Genomic DNA, 23392 nt, shown 5'->3' on the forward strand with positions numbered 1-23392 from the left:
TATTCGATTGTGCGTAGCGACGCAAGTAATATTGCATCAGAAAAACAGACAAATCGGCAAATTTTTATTCAGGATCTGTTTTTTCTTTAAATTCACACAGATCTTCAATAATACAAGAGCCACACCGTGGTTTTCGTGCAATACAGGTATAACGACCATGAAGAATAAGCCAGTGATGGCAATCAACTTTAAATTCTGCCGGAACAACCTTTAATAGTTTTTGCTCAACTTCATTGACATTCTTGCCAGGGGCAAAGCCTGTACGATTACTCACTCTAAAGATATGTGTATCGACAGCAATTGTTGGCCAGCCAAATGCAGTATTTAAAACAACATTTGCAGTTTTGCGACCAACACCAGGCAAAGCCTCAAGGGCTTCTCTGTTTTCAGGAACCTCACTGTGATGTTTATCCACCAAGATTTGACAGGTCTTAATCACATTTTCAGCTTTGGTATTATATAGGCCAATGGTTTTAATGTATTTCTTAAGTCCATCCACCCCTAAATTCAGGATAGCTTGTGGTGTGTTGGCAACTGGATAAAGTTTAGCAGTTGCCTTATTGACACTCACATCGGTCGCTTGTGCAGAGAGTAACACGGAGATCAATAGTTCAAACGGAGAGTCAAATTTTAGCTCTGTCGTAGGTTGCGGATTGTTATCACGCAACCGAGTTAGAATTTCAATACGTTTTGCTTGATTCATTATGCTCACAAATTAATTTTTAACGATATGACTACCACAGCCTTGTTCTTTTTCATAAGTTTTCATTATCGAAGCGCTGCGCTTTTTCTGTCTTTCATCGATAAGGTATTTTCCCGCTAACATAAAGCCTAAACCGATAAAAGCACCTGGCGGTAAAATGGCAAGTAAGAAGGGGGAATCTAAATGAACTATTTCGATTCTTAATACTTGAGCCCATTCACCTAACAGTAAATCTGCACCGTCAAATAATGTTCCGTTACCTAAAACTTCACGGATCGCGCCTAACACAAAGAGTGCGGCTGTTGCCCCTAATCCCATTGCTAAACCATCAATGGCAGAAGGAAAGACTTCATTTTTAGCAGCGAAGGCTTCAGCACGGCCAATAACAATACAGTTGGTGACTATTAATGGAATAAAGATCCCCAACGATTGGTATAAACCATAGGCGTATGCGTTGATCAGTAATTGCACAGCACTGACGACAGACGCGATTATCATAACATAAATTGGGATACGAATTTCAGAAGGAACCCAACGACGTAAACTTGAAACTGCCACATTGGTGCAAAATAGCACTAATGTTGTCGCAAGTCCTAAGCCTAGCGCGTTAGTTGCTGTAGAGGAAACCGCCAGTAAAGGGCATAGACCAAGTAATTGCACTAGAGCTGAGTTGTTTGTCCATAACCCTTGAGCAAAGAGCGTTTTAATGGAGTTCATATTAATTCGCCTCACAGACAGAGAGAGTTTCTAATTTCTCTGGTAATGATTGTATTAGCCATGCTGTGCGTTTTGATGAGTTAACGACAGCGCGGGGGGTGATCGTCGCACCTGTAAATTGATCAAAATCGCCACCATCTTTTTTTACCGCCCAATGTGGATCGTTTTCACTGGAAATGAATTTATGGCTCAGTGTTGTGATCCAATCGGAAATGCGTGTCTCAATTTTATCACCCAGACCAGGAGTTTCGTTATGTGCGGTTACACGAACACCTAGAACGTTGCCTTTAAAGTCAGCGCCAACAAGAAGTTCAATTGCACCTGAATAGCCATCTGGCGCGGTAGATTCTAAGGCCGCTGCAACGGGTTTACCTTCTAAACGTGCGACATAAAGTTTATGAGGTTTTGAATTTCCCAATTCCGGTGCCGTAAGTAGATAACAATCTTTAGAAAGTTCATTGTCATACATTGCTTGAGGGATCACCTGATCCAATAATTTTTGTTTTTCTATAGCCACTTGCTCTGCAATGGTATCTGCGGTTAAGTGGTACACCACAGCGGTTAAACCTGTTGTACAAGCCGCAAAGACAGCTAATGTTAGCCCATGACGTTTTAAGATATCGATCATCATTTTCTCCTTGGCACATTAATGCCCATAAACACGAGGGCGTGTATAGCTATCGATTAAAGGTACAGCGATATTGGCAAGTAATACTGAAAAGGCAACAGCGTCTGGATATCCACCATAAACACGGATAACCCAAACTAATAAACCAATCATTCCCGCATAAATTAAACGACCTTTAGGGGTTGTAGAGGCACTTACAGGATCAGTCGCTATGAAGAAAGCCCCTAACATTGTTGCCCCTGAGAAGATTTGTAATAGGGGTTGCGAGTAACGAGTAGGATCGATCCCCCAACTAATAACCGAACATAAGGCTAACATTGAGATCATCGCAACAGGGATATGCCAGCTAATAATGCGTTTATAGAGCAGAACTAATCCACCTACTAAATAAGCTACATTCACCCACTGCCATCCAATGCCGGCAAACTCACCTTGTAAAATAGGTGTCGCTAACACTTCATCAATAGAATGAGTTAATAATCCAGTTTTAAAACTATCAAGAGGTGTAGCTTGTGTAATGCCATCAACAGAGCGTCTTAAATCTTCAAGTGTTAAGCCTGATGATGTATGACCTGTAAAGAAAATACTTAAACTGTCCATGACATTGTAAGAGACTGCTTGTAATTCAACAGGAGGCATCCACGATGTCATTTGTACTGGGAATGAGATAAGTAAAACTACATAACCTACCATTGCGGGGTTAAATGGATTTTGCCCTAAACCGCCATAAATATGTTTTGCGATAACGACAGCAACAAAGGTACCTAAAACAATGATCCACCATGGTGCCAAAGGCGGAATGCTAATTGCGAGCAATACACCAGTAAGCAGTGCGGAATTATCTTTAAGGTAAAGTAATGGATCTTCTTTTTTGAGTTTTACGCATACAGTTTCAGCCACAAGCGCAACGATGATGGCTAATATAATTTGGTAAATAGTGCCTAAACCAAAAAAATAGATCTGACTGATGATCCCCGGTAATGCTGCTAATGTAACCCATAGCATAACTTGGCTGGTGGATTGTTGATTATGCGTAAAAGGGGAACTCGCAATTTTTAATTTACTGTTGTTATTTTGTATCGGTCTAAATTTCATCTGTGATTAATCCAAGGTAACTTCTTCTTTAGCTCGACGTTGTTCGGCTTCTTTTTTCGCTTTTACTCTGGCAATAGCGGCCGCAACGGCTGCTTTGCGCGGATCGACATCTTCGGCTTCTGCTTTTTCAACAGGAGCTTCAGCGGCTGGTGTTGTTTGAGAAGCTTGCTGTGCTTTTTTCGCTTTCACTCTGGCAATAGCGGCCGCAACGGCAGCTTTGCGTGGATCGACATCTTCGGCTTCTGCTTTTTCAACAGGAGCTTCAACGGCTGGTGTTGCTTGAGAAGCTTGCTGTGCTTTTTTCGCTTTCACACGAGCCAATGCGGCCGCAACGGCAGCTTTGCGTGGATCGACATCTTCGGCTTCTGCTTCTGCTTTTTCAACAGAAGCTTCAACGGTTGGCGTTGCTTGAGAAGCTTGTTGTGCTTTTTTCGCTTTCACACGAGCCAGTGCGGCCACAACAGCTGCTTTGCGTGGATCGACATCTTCGGCTTCTGCTTTTTCAACAGGAGCTTCAACGGCTGGTGTTGCTTGAGAAGCTTGCTGTGCTTTTTTCGCTTTCACACGAGCCAATGCGGCCGCAACAGCTGCTTTGCGTGGATCGACATCTTCGGCTTCTGCTTTTTCAACAGGAGCTTCAACGGTTGGCGTTGCTTGAGAAGCTTGCTGTGCTTTTTTCGCTTTCGCTCTGGCAATAGCGGCCGCAACGGCAGCTTTGCGTGGATCGACATCTTCGGCTTCTGCTTTTTCAACAGGAGCTTCAACGGTTGGCGTTGCTTGAGAAGCTTGTTGTGCTTTTTTGGCTTTCACACGAGCCAGTGCGGCAGCAACAGCTGCTTTGCGTGGATCGACATCTTCGGCTTCTGCGTTTTCAACAGGAGCTTCAACGGTTGGCGTTGCTTGAGAAGCTTGTTGTGCTTTTTTCGCTTTCACACGAGCCAATGCGGCCGCAACAGCTGCTTTGCGTGGATCAGCATCTTCGTTGTCACTTACTGTATTATCATTTGAGGCTTCTAATGCTTTTTGCTGTGCTAATTTGGCTGCTTGTTTTGCTCTGACTTCTTCTTTACGCTTTCTACGTGCGGCGATAGCAGCTGCGTTATCTGGCTCTTCACCTGCTTTCACAGAAATAATTTTACCGATACTCTGTTTTTCTTTTACACGAGAGAGCGCAGATTGAACTTCATTATGTTCATTATCATCAAGTTTAACCGCCGCACGTTGATGCCTTGCTTCACGCTCAAGTTTTTCACGCTCCATGCGTAATTTTTTGGCTTCAAAACGCGCTTTAGCTTCAGCTGCTCGTTTTGCTTCTGCATCAATTTCACGTATTTCAGCCTTTTCTTGGCGATAGTATTGAACTAACGGAATATTACTTGGGCAAACAAACGCACAAGCACCACATTCAATACAATCAAATAAATTATGCTGTTGTGCTTTCTCATGCTCTTTACCTTTACTAAACCAGTAAAGTTGTTGAGGTAATAAACCACTAGGGCAAGCATCAACACAATGACCACAACGGATACACGCCTCTTCAAGATTATCTGTATCCATTTCTTCAACTGAAGGGATAAGTAGGCAGTTGGTTATCTTAACAACAGGGGCATTTAAGTCAGGTAAGGTAAAGCCCATTAATGGCCCACCCATAATCACCATTTGTTCAGAGCCTGCAACAAATCCCGCTTGTTTTAGCAATGAATAAATAGGGGTACCCAAACGTGCCCAGAAGTTACCCGGTGTTTTGGCACCATTACCAGTGATCGTGACAACACGTTCAATTAAAGGCTCATCATCAATAATGGCACGCTTGATAGCAACAACAGTACCCACGTTTTGCATCAAAACACCAATATCAGATGAACGACCACCTGATGGCACTTCTTTACCTGTTAAGATCTTGGTCAGTTGTTTAGCACCGCCAGAGGGATATTTTGTGGGAATGACACGAATAAAAATTCGTTTCTCATCAGGGACGGCATTTAATGCCAATTTCAATGCTTCAATAGCTTCAGGTTTGTTATCTTCAATACCAATTAACACTTCATCAGGACAGAGAAGGTGAATTAATACCTGACAACCAGCAATCACTTCATCAGCATGCTCTTGCATTAAGCGATCATCCGCTGTGATATAAGGTTCACATTCTGCTGCATTGACAATCAGTGTGTTAACTAAATCACCACCGCCTTTTAATTTTGAAGCAGTCGGGAATCCGGCGCCTCCTAATCCAGCAATACCCGCTTCATGGATACGAGCGAGTAAAGTCTCTTTGCTTTGCGATTGGTAATCAGTGAGCGGGAACTGTTCACGCCATTCATCTTTACCGTCAGATTGAATTCTTACGGCAATTTCAGGTAATCCCGAAGGGTGAGCACTTGGAAAAGGCTCTATAGCAGTGACAGTACCAGAAATAGACGCATGAACAGGGAGTGTTCTGCCAACACCTTTAGTCAAAGGTTGGCCTTTTAAAACATGTTCACCCTCGCTAACACAAAGTTGACCAGGTACGCCTAAGTGTTGATGAATAGGGACAATTACTTCATCAGGCAATTGTGCTATACGCATTGGTGTGCGACTTGACTGTAATTTCATTTCAGGAGGATGAATACCGCCTTTAAAATCCCAGATTTTATCTTTTTTAAATAACGAAAAGAGATTAAACATGAGCGTTATCCTCCGTCTTTAATGACGGTTCATCTTCAGGTGTTTCTTCAGGCTCTGCTGGAATATTTTTAACAGGGATGGTATTTAAATCCCATTTCCAATTTGAGGTTGTTACTTTGACTGGCACTAAGGTAATACAGTCAGTAGGGCAAGGTGGAACGCATAAGTCACATCCAGTACATAAGTCTTCAATAACCGTATGCATTGCGCGTGTTGCACCTACAATGGCATCAACAGGGCAAGCTTGAATACACTTAGTACATCCTATGCAATTATCTTCATCAATTAAGGCGACTTTTCTAACGGGATTTAATGCTTCTTCGTCACCATCAAGCGGTTGAGGTTCAACACCCATTAGTTCTGCGATTTTTAACATCACTTGTTCGCCACCCGGCGCACAACGGTTAATCATCTCACCATTGTTTGCAACCGCGTCGGCATAAGGGCGACAACCAGGATGTCCACATTGCCCACATTGACTCTGTGGCAAAATAGCATCTATTTTTTCAACAATAGGATCTTCTTCCACTTTAAAACGACGCGCGGAATAGCCCAAAATTAGCCCAAAGATAAGACCTAGCGCACCAAGTACGCCAATTGCTATCCATAAAGAATTCATTACAGTTTCACCAAACCACTAAAACCCATAAAGGCGAGAGACATTAAACCTGCGGTAATTAAACCAATTGATGCACCTTTAAATGGCGCAGGGACATTTGCCACTGCTAACCTTTCTCTAATGGCGGCAAATAATACCATCACAAGAGAAAAACCTACTGCTGCACCAAAACCATAAACAGCCGACTGCATAAACGTGTGTGCTTGATTGATATTTAATAACGCAACGCCTAAGACAGCACAGTTTGTGGTAATTAAAGGTAAGAAGATCCCCAACAAACGATAGAGTGTCGGGCTTGTTTTTCTTACAACCATTTCAGTGAATTGTACAACTACTGCAATAACTAAAATAAAGCTCAGTGTGCGTAAATAAAGTAAGTCCAAAGGAACTAAAATAAAGTTATCCATCAGCCATGAACTAATAGAGGCGAGAGTCATAACAAAGGTCGTCGCAAATCCCATACCGATCGCGGTTTCTAATTTTTTTGATACACCCATAAATGGGCATAAACCTAGGAATTTGACGAGTACAAAGTTATTCACCAATACGGTGCCGACGAATAGAAGCAAGTAATCAGTCATTGTTATGCCAAAATTGTTAAACAGAGAAACAAAAAGCCTCCTGAAATAAAGAGGCTAAACAAGCGTATATAATATCAAGGGTGAAGATACGAAGTTATCGAACTTGTGTGAAAGTTTCACGAACACGTTTAGAGTACTTGATATAAGGCACAAAGCAGACAGTCGAGAAGACAGACCATAGAAGAGATTTTAACGCTGTTTGGTCATCTACAGGCGCAAAGCCAAAGCTTTTGATCGCTAATAGTAAGTTGATAAGTAACCATAAAATAAATAAACGTGGAAAGTTTTTAGCGCGATAAAAAAACTGGCGTAGTAGATATACCGTAAAACCAAACATCACCCACGTGGTTAACGCAGAGAGATACCAACTTGATATTAAATGAAAAGGAAGCTGGTGGAGGATCGAAAAATCCGCAAAATATTTAAGAACGTAGAGAACAGACATCAAGCCAGAGCCAATAATTGATAAGATCATATAAGCCAATGGCGCAAGTAGCCATCCAGTTATAGGCGCCTTTCCTGAAAGGTTATTCTGCGTGTTTGCTTTGAGATCAAATTTCATTAATTAATTATTCCTACTCGTGTGTATAGAACTAAACGAGATATTATCACAAACTTTGTTATTATTTATTTAGCTACAAAAGTGAAAGTGATTTTTATTAATAAAAAAGCAGATAAAAATAGGATAGGGTTATGGCAAATAAACTCAATGTTGGGATTATCGGGTATGGCTATGCAAGTAAAACCTTTCATGCTCCCTTAATTACAACTACCGAAGGCTTAAACCTCAGTGCAATTTCAAGCTCTGATGAAAATAAAGTCAAACAAGATTTTCCTCACATCACGGTTTATGCAGCTCCTCAAGCACTTATTAATGATCCTTCAATAGACTTAATTATTATCCCTACACCGAATAATACTCACTATTCGTTAGCTTCACAGGCTTTGGAAAAAGGTAAACATGTTGTTATTGATAAACCGTTTACACTAACACTGGAAGAAGCAGAAAAATTATCTCAACAAGCAACAAATGCCGGTAAGCTACTTTCTGTTTTTCATAATCGTCGTTGGGATTCGGGTTTCTTAACGGTTAAAAAACTTTTAGCAGATAAAACACTCGGTGAGATTAGTGCCTATGAAGCTCATTTTGATCGCTTTCGCCCAACCGTGCGTCAACGTTGGCGAGAAGATGCCGGAATTGGTGGCGGACTTTGGTATGATTTAGCACCCCATGTTCTTGATCAAGCCGTTTGCCTATTTGGTGAGCCTAAAGCAATTACGGCAGATATTGCTCAATTACGTCCTAATGCAAAAAATGCCGATTACTTTCATGCGTTATTAGAATATGACAATCTTAGAGTTATTCTTCATGCTTCTATGCTAGTCGCATCTCCAACACCTATTTTTGCTATTCATGGAACAAAAGGCAGTTATGTTAAATACGGTTTAGATACTCAAGAAGATGCCTTAAAAGCCGGTTATCTTCCTAATCAAACTTATAATTGGGGAATGGATAATAAAGATGGTGAATTAACAACATTATCAGCATCCGGTGAGTTAGAAACAACCACGCTTGCTACACTCCCTGGTAATTATCCTGCGTATTATCAACAAATTTATCGTGCAATTACATTGGGTGAAGAAAACCCCGTTACGCCAATACAAGCAACTGCCATTATGCGTTTGATTGAAGCGGGCGAAATTTCAAATCGTTTAAAACAAACTATTACGCTATAAGCTAAAGGGAGCGCTAAATCTAATGTCTTGGTGGCAAAAATTAAAACTTGATCCTTTTCTCATGATAATGATTTGTGTGGTAACCCTAGCAACGCTATTACCCGCACAAGGGGATATTAAAGTCCTGTTTCAATATCTAACAACAGGCGCTATTGCGCTACTTTTCTTCTTGCATGGTGCAAAGCTCTCTAGAGAAGCAATACTGGCAGGGCTTGGGCATTGGCGATTACATTTAACCGTATTTGCTAGCACTTTTATTCTTTTCCCTATTTTGGGGCTAGGATTACAAGTGATTGTGCCTGAATGGATGTCACCAACAGTCTATATGGGTTTTTTATACCTTTGTGCTCTTCCTGCAACCGTTCAATCCGCCATTGCTTTTACTTCTGTGGCAGGGGGAAATGTCGCCGCAGCTATTTGTAGTGCATCAGCATCGAGCATTCTAGGTGTTTTTCTTTCACCGGTGCTGGTGGGTTTTTTAATGCAAACGCAAGGCTCAGCAGATGATTTTGATACTGCTGGAGCAATTCAGTCGATTTTACTGCAATTAATGGTGCCTTTTATTATTGGTCATTTATCTCGCCCTTTAATTGGTCGTTGGGTTGATAAGCATAAGAAATTAGTTAATAGAACAGATCGTTCTTCTATTTTGCTGGTGGTTTATGTGGCGTTTAGTGAAGCGGTTGTTGAAGGGATCTGGCATAAAATTGACGGCTGGTCGTTACTAACGATTGCTGTAGTGAGCTGTATTTTATTAGCGATTGTCATTTTTGTGAACGTGTACAGTGCAAGGTTGCTTGGTTTTAATAAAGAAGATGAGATCACCATTGTTTTTTGTGGTTCTAAAAAGAGTTTAGCAAATGGTGTACCAATGGCTAACGTGTTATTTCCTGCGGCAACGGTGGGGGTAATGTTATTACCATTAATGATATTCCATCAGATCCAATTAATGGTTTGTGCTGTATTAGCACAGCGCTACGCTAATCAAGCTAAAGAAGCTGAAAAGAAATAACATATTTAAGTTGGATGGATAATTAATAGTATTGTTTAAATATTGATTATGAGCCAAATATAAAAAAGGCATCGATTTGATTATTTATCGATGCTTTTTTTATTCACTATGATCTTTGTTGTTTTCTTTTTTATCTAGCAATGAAGAAGGTTGTGACTTTAACGGAAGAGGCAAACCTAACACAAAGTAAATTAAGAAAACAAAACCTATGTTCAAATAATCTGTTTTATTATTTTTTACCGTTGTCTCTAATTCACAATCAATCGGTTCTAGTTGATCGTTTATATTATATTTACCTTGGTAAAGCTCATTAAGTATGGTTTGTGCTTGTTCAAATTCTTTATCATTAACGAGCAGTTTTACACCTCCGGTTGCTTGAGCATAAACCTGATTGTTCCAAACAATATTTTCATCTAAAAGAATAGCATCAATACCTTCAGATTGGAGAAGTCCTGCTTCAATTGAAGCATCAATCGGCGATAAGTATTGAGCTAATAATTTATAATGACCTCTTGTTGGGTGAATGTTCCACATAATTCTTCCTTAATGATAAATAATCTCTGACGAAGATTAATTTTAGTCTAAGCGTCATTAATGATCCTATCTATTTTTTATGAATATAAAAAAACCATCTGATTAACAGATGGTTTTGATGAAAAAAGCATTAAATATTAACGTAAGCTTACTTTTTTAATTAATGCGTCACGTTCAGCTTGGCTAATAAACGCCATTTTTAAACCATTAATTTGAGTTTGGCGAATTTGCTCTAGTGTTAATCCCGCAGCTGGTGCTGCAACGTTATATTCGTGTTTTAATTCAATGCCTTCAACAGCAGGATCGTCTGTATTAAGCGATGCAATAATGCCATGCTCTAAGAAAGTTTTTAGAGGATGTTCTGCTAATGAATTGATAGTGCTGGTTTGAATGTTTGAGGTTAAGCAAGATTCAATACCAATTTGATGCTCTGCGAGATAATCCATTAAACGAGGATCTTCAATAGCCTTAACACCATGACCGATACGACTTGCGCCTAATTCTTTAATTGCGTGCCAGATACTTTCAGCACCTGCTGCTTCACCGGCATGAACTGTAATATCCCAGCCTGTGTCACGAGCACGATTAAAATGAGGTTGGAATAAGTGACCCGGAAAACCTAATTCATCACCCGCTAAATCGAGCGCAGTAATTTTATCTTGATGTTTCAACAATCCATTTAATTCTTGTTGGCAAGCATCTTCACCAAAAGTACGGCTTAAAATACCGATTAAACGAATATCTACATCGTGTGATTGCAGTGCGCTTTGTACACCATCAACAATGGCTTCTACGACACCTTCAACAGGCAACTGGTGCTTCATTGCCATATAATAAGGAGAGAATCGCAGTTCAGCGTAATCAATACCCGCATTAACCACATCCACCACGTTTTCATAAGCAACACGATGACACGCATCTAAGTCTGCTAAAACTGCTACTCCCCAATCTAATTTTTGTAAGAAACTCACAAGACTTGGCTCATTTTTTGTAATTTGCACATGAGGACGCAAAGCTTCTAATTCATAAGCGGGGAGCGCAATATTGTGTTGTTTTGCTAAATCTAAAATAGTTTGTGGGCGGATATTACCATCTAAATGACGATGTAAATCGGTTAAAGGCAACTGTGTGTCAATCACGTGTTATTTTCCTTTTAATAGAAATAATGAAAATCTATCGTTTATAGTGATTTTCTTATAATCGGGTAAATATAAATGAGTTGCAGATTATTATGACTGATTTTTATTTTATTCACTAATGAATAAACTTAAATTGGTTATTTTTAAAACTAAAAATGCCGTTTTTTCTCAATTTTAAGTTAAAAAATAGAAAACGAAAAAGAGAGATGTTTATTTATTAGCTACAATATTCAATGCAATTGACGTGTATTATCAAGATAACTGATACATTAAAAATTAAGCTGAAAACAGAGTTATCATGATAATTGAAATATCTTATCAATTATTCTGATAGATTTGAAAGTGGAGGTTAAGCAAAAAACAGTTTAAATCTTGATTTTCTTATCACTTTACCCAATGAGTTACTCATTTTATGATTTCTAATACTTTTGAGTAAACGATAGTGAGATGTTTTTATAAATATAAAAAATTATTTATGCTTATATTTTATTCATTAAAATAAAAAACAATATATCTCTTTTATTAAATAAGGAATAAAGAATAGAAAATTGACGCCATAATAAATTGCTGTTTGATGGATATATTTAACAGCAAATAATTATTTGCATAATAATTATTTTTAATTAAATCCTAATTGTTTAAAACTTAAGGCGTATAAATATGAATGAGAATTCAAATTTAAATCTTGGAAAGAGAAATAATGCAATACAACACCAATTAGTTTCTAAAATACTACCTCCTTCATCGGCAAATAATCTCACTTATGGATCGCAAGTCGTTACTGGTGATGGTGCAATTGCATTAGATCTAGTTGTTGTAATTGATACCAGTGGTTCAATGGCTGATGAGTCGTTAGATTTGAGTAAAGATATTGATATTGCAATACAAAAAGCGCTGGAAAATTGCCCATCAAAACTTCGGGTAACTTTTTTAGGTATTGAAGGTACATGGGATGATACTAAATTTGATCAATCAGCGAGTGACTACTTAAAAGCATTAGGTGTACCCGAAAGTCGTTTACAGGCAAGAAAACCCTTTAAAGAAGCTGATGGACGTGATCATGCGGGTAATAAAGAAGATTTATGCCGAGCAGTGATTGATTTAAGTAAATATTTTGATTGGCGTGATGGTGCTCGTCGTGCAGTTTTTGTTTTGGGTGATGAAGGTATGGAAGGTGGCGGAGGTGTATTGACCAACGCAGCAAAGATAAAAAATGATGAAGCGATTGCCGTTGCCCAACAGGAAAAAGTCAAAGTATATACCTACCAAGGAACGCCAGACGATAGTGCAACGAACCTCGATCGTTTCCCAAGTGTGGCTGATAGAGATCGTGTAACAAAAGAGTATGTGCGTTTAGCAGAGCAGACAGGGGGGCGCTCTTATATTTACACTACAGGTATTGCGAATTTCTCTCTAGTGTTACAAGAGATCCTCTGTGATAGTTTAACACTACCAAACATTCCTAAACCGAATGATAAAAAATCTAACTGTGGTCATGTTTGTGAACAATTAACTTCTATTATTTCAACAGTAAATACACTTGCAGGAATAATTAATAAAACCATTGATTCTTGCTGTAAAGATGAATGGGGCAACCGTCATCTTCCAGCTAAAGATTGTGATTGTTAATTAAAATACGAAGAAAAAACACCCCATTGTGTTTTGACAAATGGGGTGTTTCTATTTACTTATTTATTTTAACAGAAACTTAATTATTGTGCTGGTTGTTGCTCAGGAATTAAGATTTCTTGCTCTTCGATAATCGCTGGATCTTCAGTCATCTCTTCTTGATAACCTTCTTCTGAATAATCAGAATCATCGTAATCGTAAGATGATGCACCCATGCCGAATAACATAGCTGCTAAACCTAACATTTGAGGAGCTTGAGTAACATCCATAAACTCATCAAAAGTATAGGTTTTACCATTCATGGTAAATTTATCAGCAGCATAGTTCAGTTTCAGGCTTAATGCTTTACCATCTTGTGCAAGTAGCATCAGAGGTAATGCATCTTTCTCATCTTGAGAAATTTGATTGATATTTTGCTGTAATTCAGTTTTTAACTGTTCAATATCAGTCGCTGTTGCTGTTTCAATTTCTTTTTTCTCTTCATCAGTTAATGCGGTTTCTTGGTAACGAGCTGCATCAAGGTATTGAGTGGTGTTACGGAACTCAGCTAACATTGGAAGAGATAAATCAATATTGAAATCGATGTTTTTAAACAGATAGTTAAATAATTCTGCTGGTGATTTTTCTTGGCTTTCTAATACTTTAACGTTAAATGCATTTAAGTCTAAGTTAAAGTTTAGTTTACTTACACCGCTTTTATTGGTTAAAGACGCCTCATCGATACGGAAAACTAAGCCTTTCTCCAGTACATCACGAACGGCTTTTTCTACAATATCATCGTTGCCATAATGGTATTTATTCCAAGGCAATAACGAATTGTTATAAACTTTGGTTAATAGCAACATTGCATCAGTATCAGCTTTATCAATTGAATAGCCGAATTTACCTGCACCAAATTCAAGTCCTGCAACATTCAGTGACTTAAAGTAATAAGTTTGAGAAATGTTAAAGAGCTTATCTTTGATATCACTTTTGGTTGTCAGAGAAAAATCTTTCAGTGAAAAATCAGAGGCTTTGTCTTTACTGGTATGTGCAATTTCAGCAAAACTTAATAACTGCTCATTAAATAAATATTGATCGTTATTAACTTTAGTTCCAGCAACAGAACCTGCAATATTTTTAATTGTGAAAGTTTCTTCGCCATCTTTAGTCACAACAACTTGATCACCTTTTACAGAGGTAGTGAAGTTGGTTGCGGTTTTATCTGATGAGAATTCAATTGTTAATGGTGTCGTTTTAACTGTGCCACCGTTTTCAGCGAAATCGATAGGATTTAGTTTAGCTTCACCTGATACTGCACCATCAAAAGCTAAAGATGTATGGATATCAAAAAGAGATTTATCTTTAGTCAGTTTGAATAATTCTTTAGTTGTATCATTGTTGACCAACGTATTATTCATGGCCGCTAATTTTGGTGCTAAATTAAATTTAGCCAAATCAGAAAGAGGGAATGGGCCGTGATCAATATCAGTAGTGAAGATAATCTCTTCTACTTTTTTATCCTGGTCTTCAACGACTTCACTAGCATCTTTTGAAATCACGACAGCAAAGTCTGCATTAGAGGTGAATACCCCTTTTTTATAGTCACGAATTTCAAGTTTAATATCAGCGCCAAATTGTGCATTTTTAGCAAGTTGCGCTAATTGGACATTAGCTAGTTTCGTTTCTTCCTGTAAGCGACTTTCAATTTTGCTGCCCATGTACCACGACGCACCAGTCCAAACAACACCTAGTGCGACGATAACACCAACAGCGACAAGCGATTTCTTCATAATTCTAGTCCATCCTCTGTGTACATCTGGCGATGTACGTTATAAAGGCTGTTTTGTAACCCTTAAACAACCCGATAAATTGGTGATAAATTTTACTAAATTTAAATATAGATAATCCACATATATACATCGCCACCTATATTAACTGTAAATATAGATTTAGTGGAATAAAATCGCAATCAGAACTTACTTAGTTACTCGCTAACATAATGAGTTTAAAGCAAAATGGATATGATTTATAAGATAATTCAAATAATCATTAAAACTCTCTTTTTTTACTCATTTTTCGATTTAGACAATATTTAATTGTGATGTGATTCTATTTATGATGAATAATAAAGGCTCATAATAAGTATGGATATAAATATGAAAGCTTAAATAATAACATTGGCAATAAAATAAGATTGCTAATCGTACTTTCCCCAAAAAATCAACAGATTTCATTCTGTTATAAATTTCATAAGCTCGCTTTAGCTCTCATATTTATTATTCTGTTTATGGCATGATACTGGTATCCGAGTTATTTACTAGAAAGTGATTCGGAATTAATCAATTATTCTGTGTACTTAAGGAGATTGAAATGGCAGCCACTCGCATTGAAAAAGACTCAATGGGACAAATCGAAGTACCAGCTGACCAGTTATGGGGAGCTCAAACGCAGCGTTCTCTTGAACACTTCCGTATTTCAGTTGAGAAAATGCCTGTTGCACTTATCCATGCGCTTGCTATCACAAAGAAAGCAGCCGCAGGTGTTAACATGGATTTAGGTTTATTACCAAAAGAGCGCGCTGATGCAATTATCGCAGCCGCAGATGAAGTGCTTGCAGGTAAACACCCAACTGAATTCCCATTAGCAATCTGGCAGACCGGTTCTGGCACTCAATCAAACATGAATATGAATGAAGTGTTAGCTAACCGTGGTAGTGAGATACTTGGTGGTATCCGTGGCATGGAGCGCAAAATCCATCCGAATGATGATGTTAATAAAAGTCAAAGTTCAAATGATGTGTTCCCAACTGCCATGCATGTCGCTGCTGTTATTGCATTACGTCAGGATTTATTGCCAGAATTAAAATCACTGCTGAAAGTATTCAAAGAGAAAGCAGAAGCTTTCCATGACATCGTTAAAATTGGTCGTACTCACCTGCAAGATGCGACACCACTGACATTAGGCCAAGAGATCTCTGGTTGGGCTGCTATGCTTGAGCACAACATCAAACATATCGATGACTCTGTTCCTCATGTTTGCGAATTAGCACTGGGTGGTACAGCCGTTGGAACAGGTTTAAATACTCATCCTGAATATGCTGTTCGTGTGGCTAAACGTATCGCTGAATTATCAGGTCAACCATTTGTCACTGCACCTAATAAATTTGAAGCCTTAGCAACTTGTGATGCATTAGTTCATTCACATGGTGCATTAAAAGGTCTGGCTTCTTCATTAATGAAGATTGCTAATGACGTGCGTTGGTTAGCATCAGGCCCTCGTTGTGGTATTGGCGAAATTGCTATTCCAGAAAATGAGCCAGGTAGTTCCATCATGCCAGGTAAAGTTAACCCAACACAGTGTGAAGCATTAACAATGTTATGTGCTCAAGTAATGGGTAATGACGTTGCTATTAATATTGGTGGTGCGTCAGGTAACTTTGAATTGAACGTTTATCGTCCAATGATCATTGATAACTTCTTACAATCAGTTCGTTTACTGGCTGATGGTATGCGTAGCTTCAATGAGCACTGTGCAATTGGTATTGAACCAAATCGTGAGCGTATCAATAAATTACTGCATGAATCATTAATGCTAGTGACTGCATTAAATACGCATATTGGCTACGATAAAGCAGCTGAAATTGCGAAAAAAGCGCATAAAGAAGGCTTAACGCTGAAAGAATCTGCGCTGAAACTGAACTACCTCACATCGGAAGAATTTGATAGCTGGGTTCGTCCAGAAGATATGGTTGGTAGCATGAAAAAATAAGTGTATATAACACTTATTTAATGCAGAAATTAAATCCCGCTATCATGGCGGGATTTTTAGATCGTTTTGGGACGACAATAATGAATGAAGAAATTATTTTTACTGCAACCGAAGTAAATTGTTACGTTGAAGATGATGTTACTATTATTGGAATAGGGGATGATCCTGTTTCACCTGAGCACTTTGTCATTCTTTCAAGATTTGATGAGGAAGAAGAAGATATTGATAATTCCATCGGTTTAATGACGCATTTATCTGATATAGAAGCCATTAATAGCCTTGAACATATTACATTAACACGAGAGAAAATTATTTTTGTATTAAAGAATAATCTCATGATCTCTATTGATTTGAAAATTGAAGATAATCAATTTGCTCATATTAATGATTATCTCATACAAATTCTTAAAGGAAGTTCAATTAAGCTCATTAATTAACTTTTTAATTGATTATATTTCAAGATATAAATGCATTCTTGGAATAATCAGTTGTAGTTTCTTAGCTTTAGGGCGATGACGAATTTGAATGTTATCGGCATCATAATCAGGTAATTCGCCAATAATCGGTTTAAAATCGCTCTCTTTATCAATATAGAAAGCCAATAAAGGCAATGGGCAAGCATATTGTACTTGTTTTTGAAGTTCCGAGTACCAAACACGAGCAATAGGTTGTACTTTTACAGGGCGCTTTATTTTTAATTTTGCATTTTCAGGTAATTGAGAAAGGGTGATTATCTCTTTATCAATACGTTCTGCCCATTGTTCACTGGTATATGGCGGAACCGCACGATTGGCTTCACGACTTTTTTCTAATTGAGCCAATACGTCATTGCGCGTTAAATTTTTAATAATATTTTTATTTGCCCAACCAAAGCGTACAGTATCAGGATCAGACAACAAGGTGAGGGTGCGATAAGCATTTAGCGTAATTAAGCCTTTTAACTGATTATGAACAAAATCAAAACGTTCTTCTTTAGAAATCCCAGATTTTTTAGTCACGATATCAGAAAGCTGTTTTTTTAATGAGTTAATACGTTCAACGTCTTCTTTTACTGACTTAAATTCATTGTTACTGGTACTAAAGCAAAGCACACCAGGTAAACGAATAGCACGCTTACTGCTGATATGCGGTGCATTATCATAAATAAATAGGTTGGCCATTAGTTTTAAGGCAATCTCGCGGGCCTCTTCATCATAACTAGGTGACACCGTCACGTGTATAACATCATCATGTTCTTCTTCTTTCGTTACATCGGGTAATTCAAAAACAGCAGAAGGTAATAATGTTAGTTTTTGTAGCTTTTCTGTCAGAGTATTTATCTCGTTCTCTAACTGCTTAAAACAGAGATTAAATTGTTCAATTAAATCATATTTGCTCATCTAATATCCTTATTTAGTTACAACATACAATTAGCCTTTATTTAAAACAATACATTGAATTCAGTGAAAAGTACATCGCTTAGCAGAGGGAAATGTCAAAAACACGGTATACTGTTTATTTATACAGCATACCGTAAAAAGGGCATATTAGGATGGTGTTTTTCCTAAAAAGGGATTATTTGATGGTTTTTAAATCAAAGACAGTCTGTTTTTCACTCTGTTGTGCTAATGAATCATGAGTAACATCACAATCTGGTTTTGTTGGTGGGCAGTGTTCTGTAAACGCACTCGTAAGAGATGTAAAAAAGAGAAATAGCAGAGTAACGGATAGTTTTATAATTGGCATAATCGTTGTTCCTTCTTAAAGAATAAGTTTATACCTTAAGAAAGAAGTGCAAAATCGACAACATTAAACCGTATTAATCCGCTTTTGCACTTTATTCATTATCAATGAATTTACTGGGCAACTTTGTTTAAGTGTAATGCTATTAATAAGGCAATTAACATTAAAAGAGCTATAAATAATCCTACACCCAACCAACCGAAACTCACCCAGAATAATCCCCCTAGAGTACCTGCAAGGCTAGAGCCCGCATAGTAAGTAAAAAGATAAAGTGAAGAGGCTTGAGCTCGTCCTCGTTTTGCACGGCGACCAACCCAACTACTTGCGACAGCATGTGCAGCAAAGAAACCTGTTGTTAAGATAAGCATACCGACGAAGATAACTGGCAATGATTCAATTAAGGTAATCAATATACCTATTAACATCATAGAGATACCCGCAATAAATACTTTGCCTAAGCCATATTTAGTGGTTAGTAATCCCGCTTTTGATGCACTATAAGTGCCACTTAAATAGACAATGGAAATCAATCCCACAGTTGTTTGGCTTAATGAATAGGGGGCATCTAATAAACGATAGCCAATGTAGTTAAATAAAGTGACAAATCCGCCCATTAATAAACCACCTTCGATAAATAACAGAGGTAATCCTTTATCTCTAAAATGCAATTTTGTGGTAATAAGAAGGTTGCGCGGTTTTAATGTGGTAGGTCTAAAGTGCTTTGAAGCAGGTAATATCTTCCAAAAAGTAATCGCAGCAAAAAGGGCAAAAATACCGAGAATAACGACAGATAAACGCCAAGAGTAATAATCACTTAATACCCCAGTAATAACACGACCACTCATTCCTCCAATAGAATTACCACTAATATATAACCCCATTGATAGAGCTAAGTAGGCAGGGTGGATCTCTTCGCTTAAATAAGTCATTGCCACCGCAGCAACGCCACTTAATGAAAGCCCCACTAAGGCGCGAGTAATTAAGATGCCTGTCCAACTATTCATTGTTGCACTTAATAATGTAAAAAATGCAGCGCAAAATAATGCAATGACCATGACATTTTTACGCCCAAAAGCGTCTGAAAGTGGACCTGTGATTAATAAACCACATGCCATTAATGCGGTTGAAAGTGAGAGCGCTAGACTACTGGTTGCTGGACTAACAGAAAATTCGTTAGATAACACTGGCAATATGGGTTGCACAAAATAGAGTAAGGCAAATGTCGCTAAACCCACCATAAAAAATGACACTGTCACTTTTATATACAGTGCATCATCACGTTGAATATAGTGTTTTGGGTTAGATTGGCGATGAGCTGGCTTTTCTATACATGATGTATTGTCTGAAATATCAGTGCCTAAGCTCATACTTTTACTGTCTATTTCGTGAGTATCCATATTGATTAAACTTCCATTACTTAAATTTGATTTATGTCAATGTTAGAAATATTTGATTTTTTTGTCTAATATATTAATCATTAGAAATAAGACTTTTAAAGTATCAATGCTAAAGTGAGAGAAATATGAATATTGAATTGAGGCATTTACGTTATTTTATTGCTGTAGCGGAAGAGCTTCATTTTGGCAAAGCAGCAGAAAGATTAAATATTTCTCAACCACCGCTGAGCCAACAAATACAAGCACTTGAAAGTGAAATAGGGGCCAGGCTTTTAGAACGAACTAATCGTTCTGTTGCACTAACACCAGCAGGGCAAATGTTTTTAAAAGAGTCTTACCAAATTATGGCGCAGGTCAACGCAGCTGCAACACGTGCAGCTAGAATGGAAAAAGGTGAGTTAGGTGAAATATCTATAGGTTTTACATCAACGACACCTTTTATGCATTTAGTAACGTTGAGTTTAAGGCAATTTAGAGAAAATTATCCTGAAGTTGGTATTCATATGCATCAAATGAATACAAAGCAACAAATATCACCATTGCTTACAGGGCGTATTGATCTGGGTATCATGCGAAACACCACGTTACCCGAAAATTTACACCACCAGCTATTGTTTCGAGAGCCTTTTATTTTGGCTGTTTATGAAGGGCATCCATTACTTGCTTACAAAGAAACAGGCGTTAATATTCAAGATATTGGGCAGTATCCTTTTGTTTTCTTTGAAAGAGATGTTGGTACAGCCCTTTATGATGAAATTATTCAATTACTAAGTTTGTCAGGAATTACGCCAACTATTGCACAAGAAGCCGGTGAAGCTATGACGATTTTAGGGTTAGTTGCTGCAGGACTAGGCATCTCAATTGTGACTAAATCTTTTACTCGAATGAAAGTCGATGGTGTGCATTATTTACACTTCGCTAATTCACAAGCATTTTCTGAAGTTTGGTTAGTTTCTCATAAAAAACGCACAATACCCGCGGCAGCAAATCGATTAACGCAATTGTTGTTAAAAAATATCTTAGATCACCAAAAATATTGATTTATCTGTGTTTTTGATCACGCTTTTTATGTAAGTATTGTACAATTATCACAAATTGACGACATAATCGGTAATGAATTATTTGGAGCCTCGAATTAATTATGGCTTCTTAATTAAGGATGACATTCAATGGGGAACCAACCTAGCCACATCGATCACGTGAAACAGTTTAACCTTGGCACAGTCTTTCGTTTGATTGATGAACATGGCCCCATTTCCCGTATTTCACTGTCAAAAAAAGCAGAACTGGCTCCAGCGAGTATTACCAAAATTACGCGGGAATTAGTTGAAGCTCATCTTATTCATGAAACAGAGTTTCCGGATGTGGGATTTCGTGGCCGACCTGCGGTCGGATTAAAATTAGAAAGCCAAGGGTGGCAATTTCTCTGTATCCGAGTCAATAAAGGTAATTTACTTTTTAGTTTAAGAGAACTAGACAGTAAACTTGTTACTGAAGACACGTTTGATTTTCCTAAAGAGAACAGTGATAACTTTCTTACTCATTTTTTACTTGCTATTGATGAATTTTTCGAACGCTATCAATCACATGTTGAAAGGCTGACGGCCATCAGTATTACTATGAATGCGATTATTGATCCCATTAGTGGGGTTATTCATAGTTCTCCTTATTATGATATTAAAGATGTTCCTCTTGCTGATAAAATTCATGAAAAAACAGGCGTTTCTGTTTTCTTACAGCATAGTGTCACGGCCTGGACAATGGCTGAATCTTTATATGGTGCGGCAAAAAACAATACAGATATTTTGCAAATTGTCATTGATGACATTGTTGGTGCCGGAGTGATTAGTAATGGGAGGACATTACATTCTCATAGTCACAGTGCGGTTGAAATTGGGCATACTAAAGTCATCGACTCTGAAAATAGCTGTTATTGTGGGGCGAAAGGATGTTTAGAAACCGAAATTGCTATTCCTCAATTAATTAAAAAAGCTCAATTATTGGCACAAGAAGATCCCACCTCGTTGCTAAACAAATATCCTATTACCATAGAAACATTGTGTGATGCAATATTAGTTGGAGATAAACAAGCCCTTGAAGTCGTGCATTTAGTTGCACAGCGATTAGGTTTTATTCTTTCTGTGATGATTAATATCTTTAATCCACAAAAAATATTAATTGGTTCGCCACTTTGTCGAGCTAAATCTATTCTTTTTCCATTGATTTTAAGTCATGTTCAAAATCAGGCCATGCCTCGTTACGCCCAATCATTAATTATTGAAGAAACAGAATTAAGAAATAAAGGTACTTTACCAGCAGCCTCATTGGTTAAAGAGGCTCTGTACAACGGTTCTTTGTTAATTGAGTTGATGCAAGGCTAAATGAAGTGCAAAAAATCGTAACAGAAGTGTTTTGCAAGCGTAAATACCTCAATTGATCATTAACGAATTCTCTATTTTCGACCAATTAACTAAAAAATTGAGCTACCTCAAGCCACCAGAAACAGTGTTACCCTAAACTCTAATCTCTGTCATTTTTTATGAACCTGATTTATCTGTCATAACGGAAGTAAATTATATGTTAACACGCTTTTTTGTTACGGGGACAGATACCAACGTGGGTAAAACTGTTGTAACCCGAGCACTTCTTCAGTCATTAAATCGTGGCGGGTCAACGGCAGTGGGTTATAAGCCTATTGCAACAGAATTACATGAAACGGCTGATGGTGAGCGTAATCGTGATGCAATGATTATTCATAATTCATCGCCAGTTGAAGTTCGCTACGACGAAATTAATCCTATTTTGCTTGATAATTGTTATGTTAGCGAAAATGAAATTGATTTTAATAAAATTTCAAATGAGCTCGATAATTTAAGTAAAAAAGCAGAGTGTGTTGTTATCGAAGGTAATGGCGGTTGGCGTTATCTACTCGATGATAATACCTTTTATTCTGATTGGGTGGTAAAAGAACAAATTCCAGTTGTTTTGGTTGTTGGTATTCAACCAGGCTGTGTTAATCACTCAATATTAACAGCACAATCTATTATCAACGATGGTTTGAAATTAGTCGGTTGGGTTGCTAACAGAATAAATCCAGGATTACCTTATTATGCGAAAATTGTGGAAAGGCTGTCTCAGCATATTCCTGCGCCGCTGATTGGTGAAATCCCGTATTTATTACGTCCTGAAGAACGTGATCTCTCTTGTTACCTTGATTTAAGTCAGTTGGAAATCGCTGTACCTGCTTAAGAGAGAATATAAATAAGTAACGAAGTGGATTGAGTTGCCTGTTTTTTAACGGAGCCAAACTTGTTACTTTTAAACGCCTGATGAGTAAATTCATTGGGTGTTTTTGTTTTTTCTGAACTTTGCTTAAAACTGGAATAATGATGAAAAAAAACGACAGAATTAAAGTAAATATGGAAAAAAATAAATAAAATGATTTTAAATCAGTAAGATACT

General features: G+C 37.8%; 22 protein-coding genes. 8 read left to right on the top strand and 14 right to left on the bottom strand.

Features of this window, described 5'->3' with window-relative positions; genetic code table 11:
* Window positions 1-64: 64 nt before the first annotated feature.
* From nth to LW139_RS09990, 8 genes are all read right to left on the bottom strand, one after another.
* Complete coding sequence (nth, locus tag LW139_RS09955; RefSeq protein ID WP_109408768.1) at window positions 65-703, bottom strand: endonuclease III; 639 nt, start codon at window positions 701-703, stop codon at window positions 65-67.
* A gap of 12 nt (window positions 704-715) precedes the next feature.
* Window positions 716-1420: an electron transport complex subunit E gene (locus LW139_RS09960; protein WP_166541301.1), complete on the bottom strand. Its 705-nt coding sequence runs from the start codon at window positions 1418-1420 to the stop codon at window positions 716-718.
* Window position 1421: 1 nt separating this feature from the next.
* Window positions 1422-2048, bottom strand: coding sequence for an electron transport complex subunit RsxG (gene rsxG / locus LW139_RS09965; protein WP_227336826.1), 627 nt, complete (start codon window positions 2046-2048; stop codon window positions 1422-1424).
* Between the two features lie 18 nt (window positions 2049-2066).
* Window positions 2067-3143: an electron transport complex subunit RsxD gene (rsxD, locus tag LW139_RS09970; RefSeq protein WP_109408770.1), complete on the bottom strand. Its 1077-nt coding sequence runs from the start codon at window positions 3141-3143 to the stop codon at window positions 2067-2069.
* A 6-nt stretch (window positions 3144-3149) separates the two neighbouring features.
* The gene (gene rsxC, locus LW139_RS09975; protein ID WP_247851141.1) at window positions 3150-5810 is read right to left on the bottom strand and encodes an electron transport complex subunit RsxC; all 2661 of its coding nucleotides are present in this window, start codon (window positions 5808-5810) and stop codon (window positions 3150-3152) included.
* Window positions 5803-6429: an electron transport complex subunit RsxB gene (gene rsxB, locus LW139_RS09980; RefSeq protein WP_036937055.1), complete on the bottom strand. Its 627-nt coding sequence runs from the start codon at window positions 6427-6429 to the stop codon at window positions 5803-5805. Before rsxB ends, rsxC begins: the two co-directional genes overlap by 8 nt.
* Window positions 6429-7010, bottom strand: a complete 582-nt coding sequence (rsxA, locus tag LW139_RS09985) for an electron transport complex subunit RsxA (protein ID WP_006536930.1) — start codon at window positions 7008-7010, stop codon at window positions 6429-6431. The genes rsxB and rsxA overlap by 1 nt, the downstream gene beginning before the upstream one ends.
* Window positions 7011-7104: 94 nt before the next feature.
* Window positions 7105-7572 carry a DUF2569 domain-containing protein gene (locus tag LW139_RS09990; protein WP_109408309.1) on the bottom strand — a complete coding sequence of 156 codons (468 nt, stop codon included), beginning with the start codon at window positions 7570-7572 and terminating at the stop codon, window positions 7105-7107.
* Between the two features lie 131 nt (window positions 7573-7703).
* Between LW139_RS09990 and LW139_RS09995 the strand changes: the two genes are divergently transcribed.
* Window positions 7704-8747, top strand: a complete 1044-nt coding sequence (locus LW139_RS09995) for an oxidoreductase (RefSeq protein ID WP_247851142.1) — start codon at window positions 7704-7706, stop codon at window positions 8745-8747.
* Between the two features lie 22 nt (window positions 8748-8769).
* Window positions 8770-9759, top strand: a complete 990-nt coding sequence (locus tag LW139_RS10000; RefSeq protein ID WP_227336828.1) for a bile acid:sodium symporter family protein — start codon at window positions 8770-8772, stop codon at window positions 9757-9759.
* Between the two features lie 99 nt (window positions 9760-9858).
* Here LW139_RS10000 and LW139_RS10005 read toward each other — a convergent pair whose 3' ends face one another.
* On the bottom strand, window positions 9859-10293 hold the full coding sequence (locus LW139_RS10005) for a putative signal transducing protein (protein ID WP_227336829.1): 435 nt from the start codon (window positions 10291-10293) through the stop codon (window positions 9859-9861).
* A 137-nt stretch (window positions 10294-10430) separates the two neighbouring features.
* Window positions 10431-11432 carry an adenosine deaminase gene (add, locus tag LW139_RS10010; protein WP_227336830.1) on the bottom strand — a complete coding sequence of 334 codons (1002 nt, stop codon included), beginning with the start codon at window positions 11430-11432 and terminating at the stop codon, window positions 10431-10433.
* 660 nt (window positions 11433-12092) lie between these two features.
* On the opposite strand from add, the gene LW139_RS10015 reads away from it, so the two are divergent.
* The gene (locus LW139_RS10015) at window positions 12093-13061 is read left to right on the top strand and encodes a VWA domain-containing protein (RefSeq protein WP_247851143.1); all 969 of its coding nucleotides are present in this window, start codon (window positions 12093-12095) and stop codon (window positions 13059-13061) included.
* A gap of 83 nt (window positions 13062-13144) precedes the next feature.
* Here the strand turns inward: LW139_RS10015 and LW139_RS10020 are convergent, their stop codons facing one another.
* Window positions 13145-14833 (bottom strand): YdgA family protein, encoded by a 1689-nt coding sequence (locus LW139_RS10020; RefSeq protein ID WP_166541293.1) that lies wholly within the window; start codon window positions 14831-14833, stop codon window positions 13145-13147.
* Between the two features lie 580 nt (window positions 14834-15413).
* Here LW139_RS10020 and fumC point away from each other — a divergent pair.
* A complete protein-coding gene (fumC, locus tag LW139_RS10025; protein WP_166541292.1) occupies window positions 15414-16811 on the top strand; it encodes a class II fumarate hydratase in 1398 nt (465 codons plus the stop codon).
* A 20-nt stretch (window positions 16812-16831) separates the two neighbouring features.
* A complete protein-coding gene (locus LW139_RS10030; RefSeq protein ID WP_109408302.1) occupies window positions 16832-17248 on the top strand; it encodes a hypothetical protein in 417 nt (138 codons plus the stop codon).
* 12 nt (window positions 17249-17260) lie between these two features.
* Here the strand turns inward: LW139_RS10030 and tus are convergent, their stop codons facing one another.
* The 3 genes from tus to LW139_RS10045 form a co-directional block, all read right to left on the bottom strand.
* On the bottom strand, window positions 17261-18190 hold the full coding sequence (tus, locus tag LW139_RS10035) for a DNA replication terminus site-binding protein (protein ID WP_166541291.1): 930 nt from the start codon (window positions 18188-18190) through the stop codon (window positions 17261-17263).
* A 175-nt stretch (window positions 18191-18365) separates the two neighbouring features.
* Window positions 18366-18536, bottom strand: coding sequence for a hypothetical protein (locus tag LW139_RS10040; RefSeq protein WP_166541096.1), 171 nt, complete (start codon window positions 18534-18536; stop codon window positions 18366-18368).
* 110 nt (window positions 18537-18646) lie between these two features.
* Entirely contained in the window at window positions 18647-19930 is a 1284-nt protein-coding gene (locus LW139_RS10045) for an MFS transporter (protein WP_166541290.1), read from the bottom strand.
* Between the two features lie 125 nt (window positions 19931-20055).
* Between LW139_RS10045 and LW139_RS10050 the strand changes: the two genes are divergently transcribed.
* The 3 genes from LW139_RS10050 to bioD all read left to right on the top strand — a co-directional run bounded on the left by LW139_RS10050 (window position 20056) and on the right by bioD (window position 23179).
* Window positions 20056-20970, top strand: coding sequence for a LysR family transcriptional regulator (locus LW139_RS10050; RefSeq protein ID WP_166541289.1), 915 nt, complete (start codon window positions 20056-20058; stop codon window positions 20968-20970).
* Between the two features lie 129 nt (window positions 20971-21099).
* Entirely contained in the window at window positions 21100-22311 is a 1212-nt protein-coding gene (gene mlc, locus LW139_RS10055; protein WP_166541288.1) for a sugar metabolism global transcriptional regulator Mlc, read from the top strand.
* Between the two features lie 196 nt (window positions 22312-22507).
* Window positions 22508-23179, top strand: a complete 672-nt coding sequence (gene bioD, locus LW139_RS10060; RefSeq protein ID WP_072068031.1) for a dethiobiotin synthase — start codon at window positions 22508-22510, stop codon at window positions 23177-23179.
* Window positions 23180-23392: the final 213 nt, after the last annotated feature.

The organism is Proteus vulgaris, assembly GCF_023100685.1.
Classification (GTDB): Bacteria; Pseudomonadota; Gammaproteobacteria; order Enterobacterales; family Enterobacteriaceae; genus Proteus.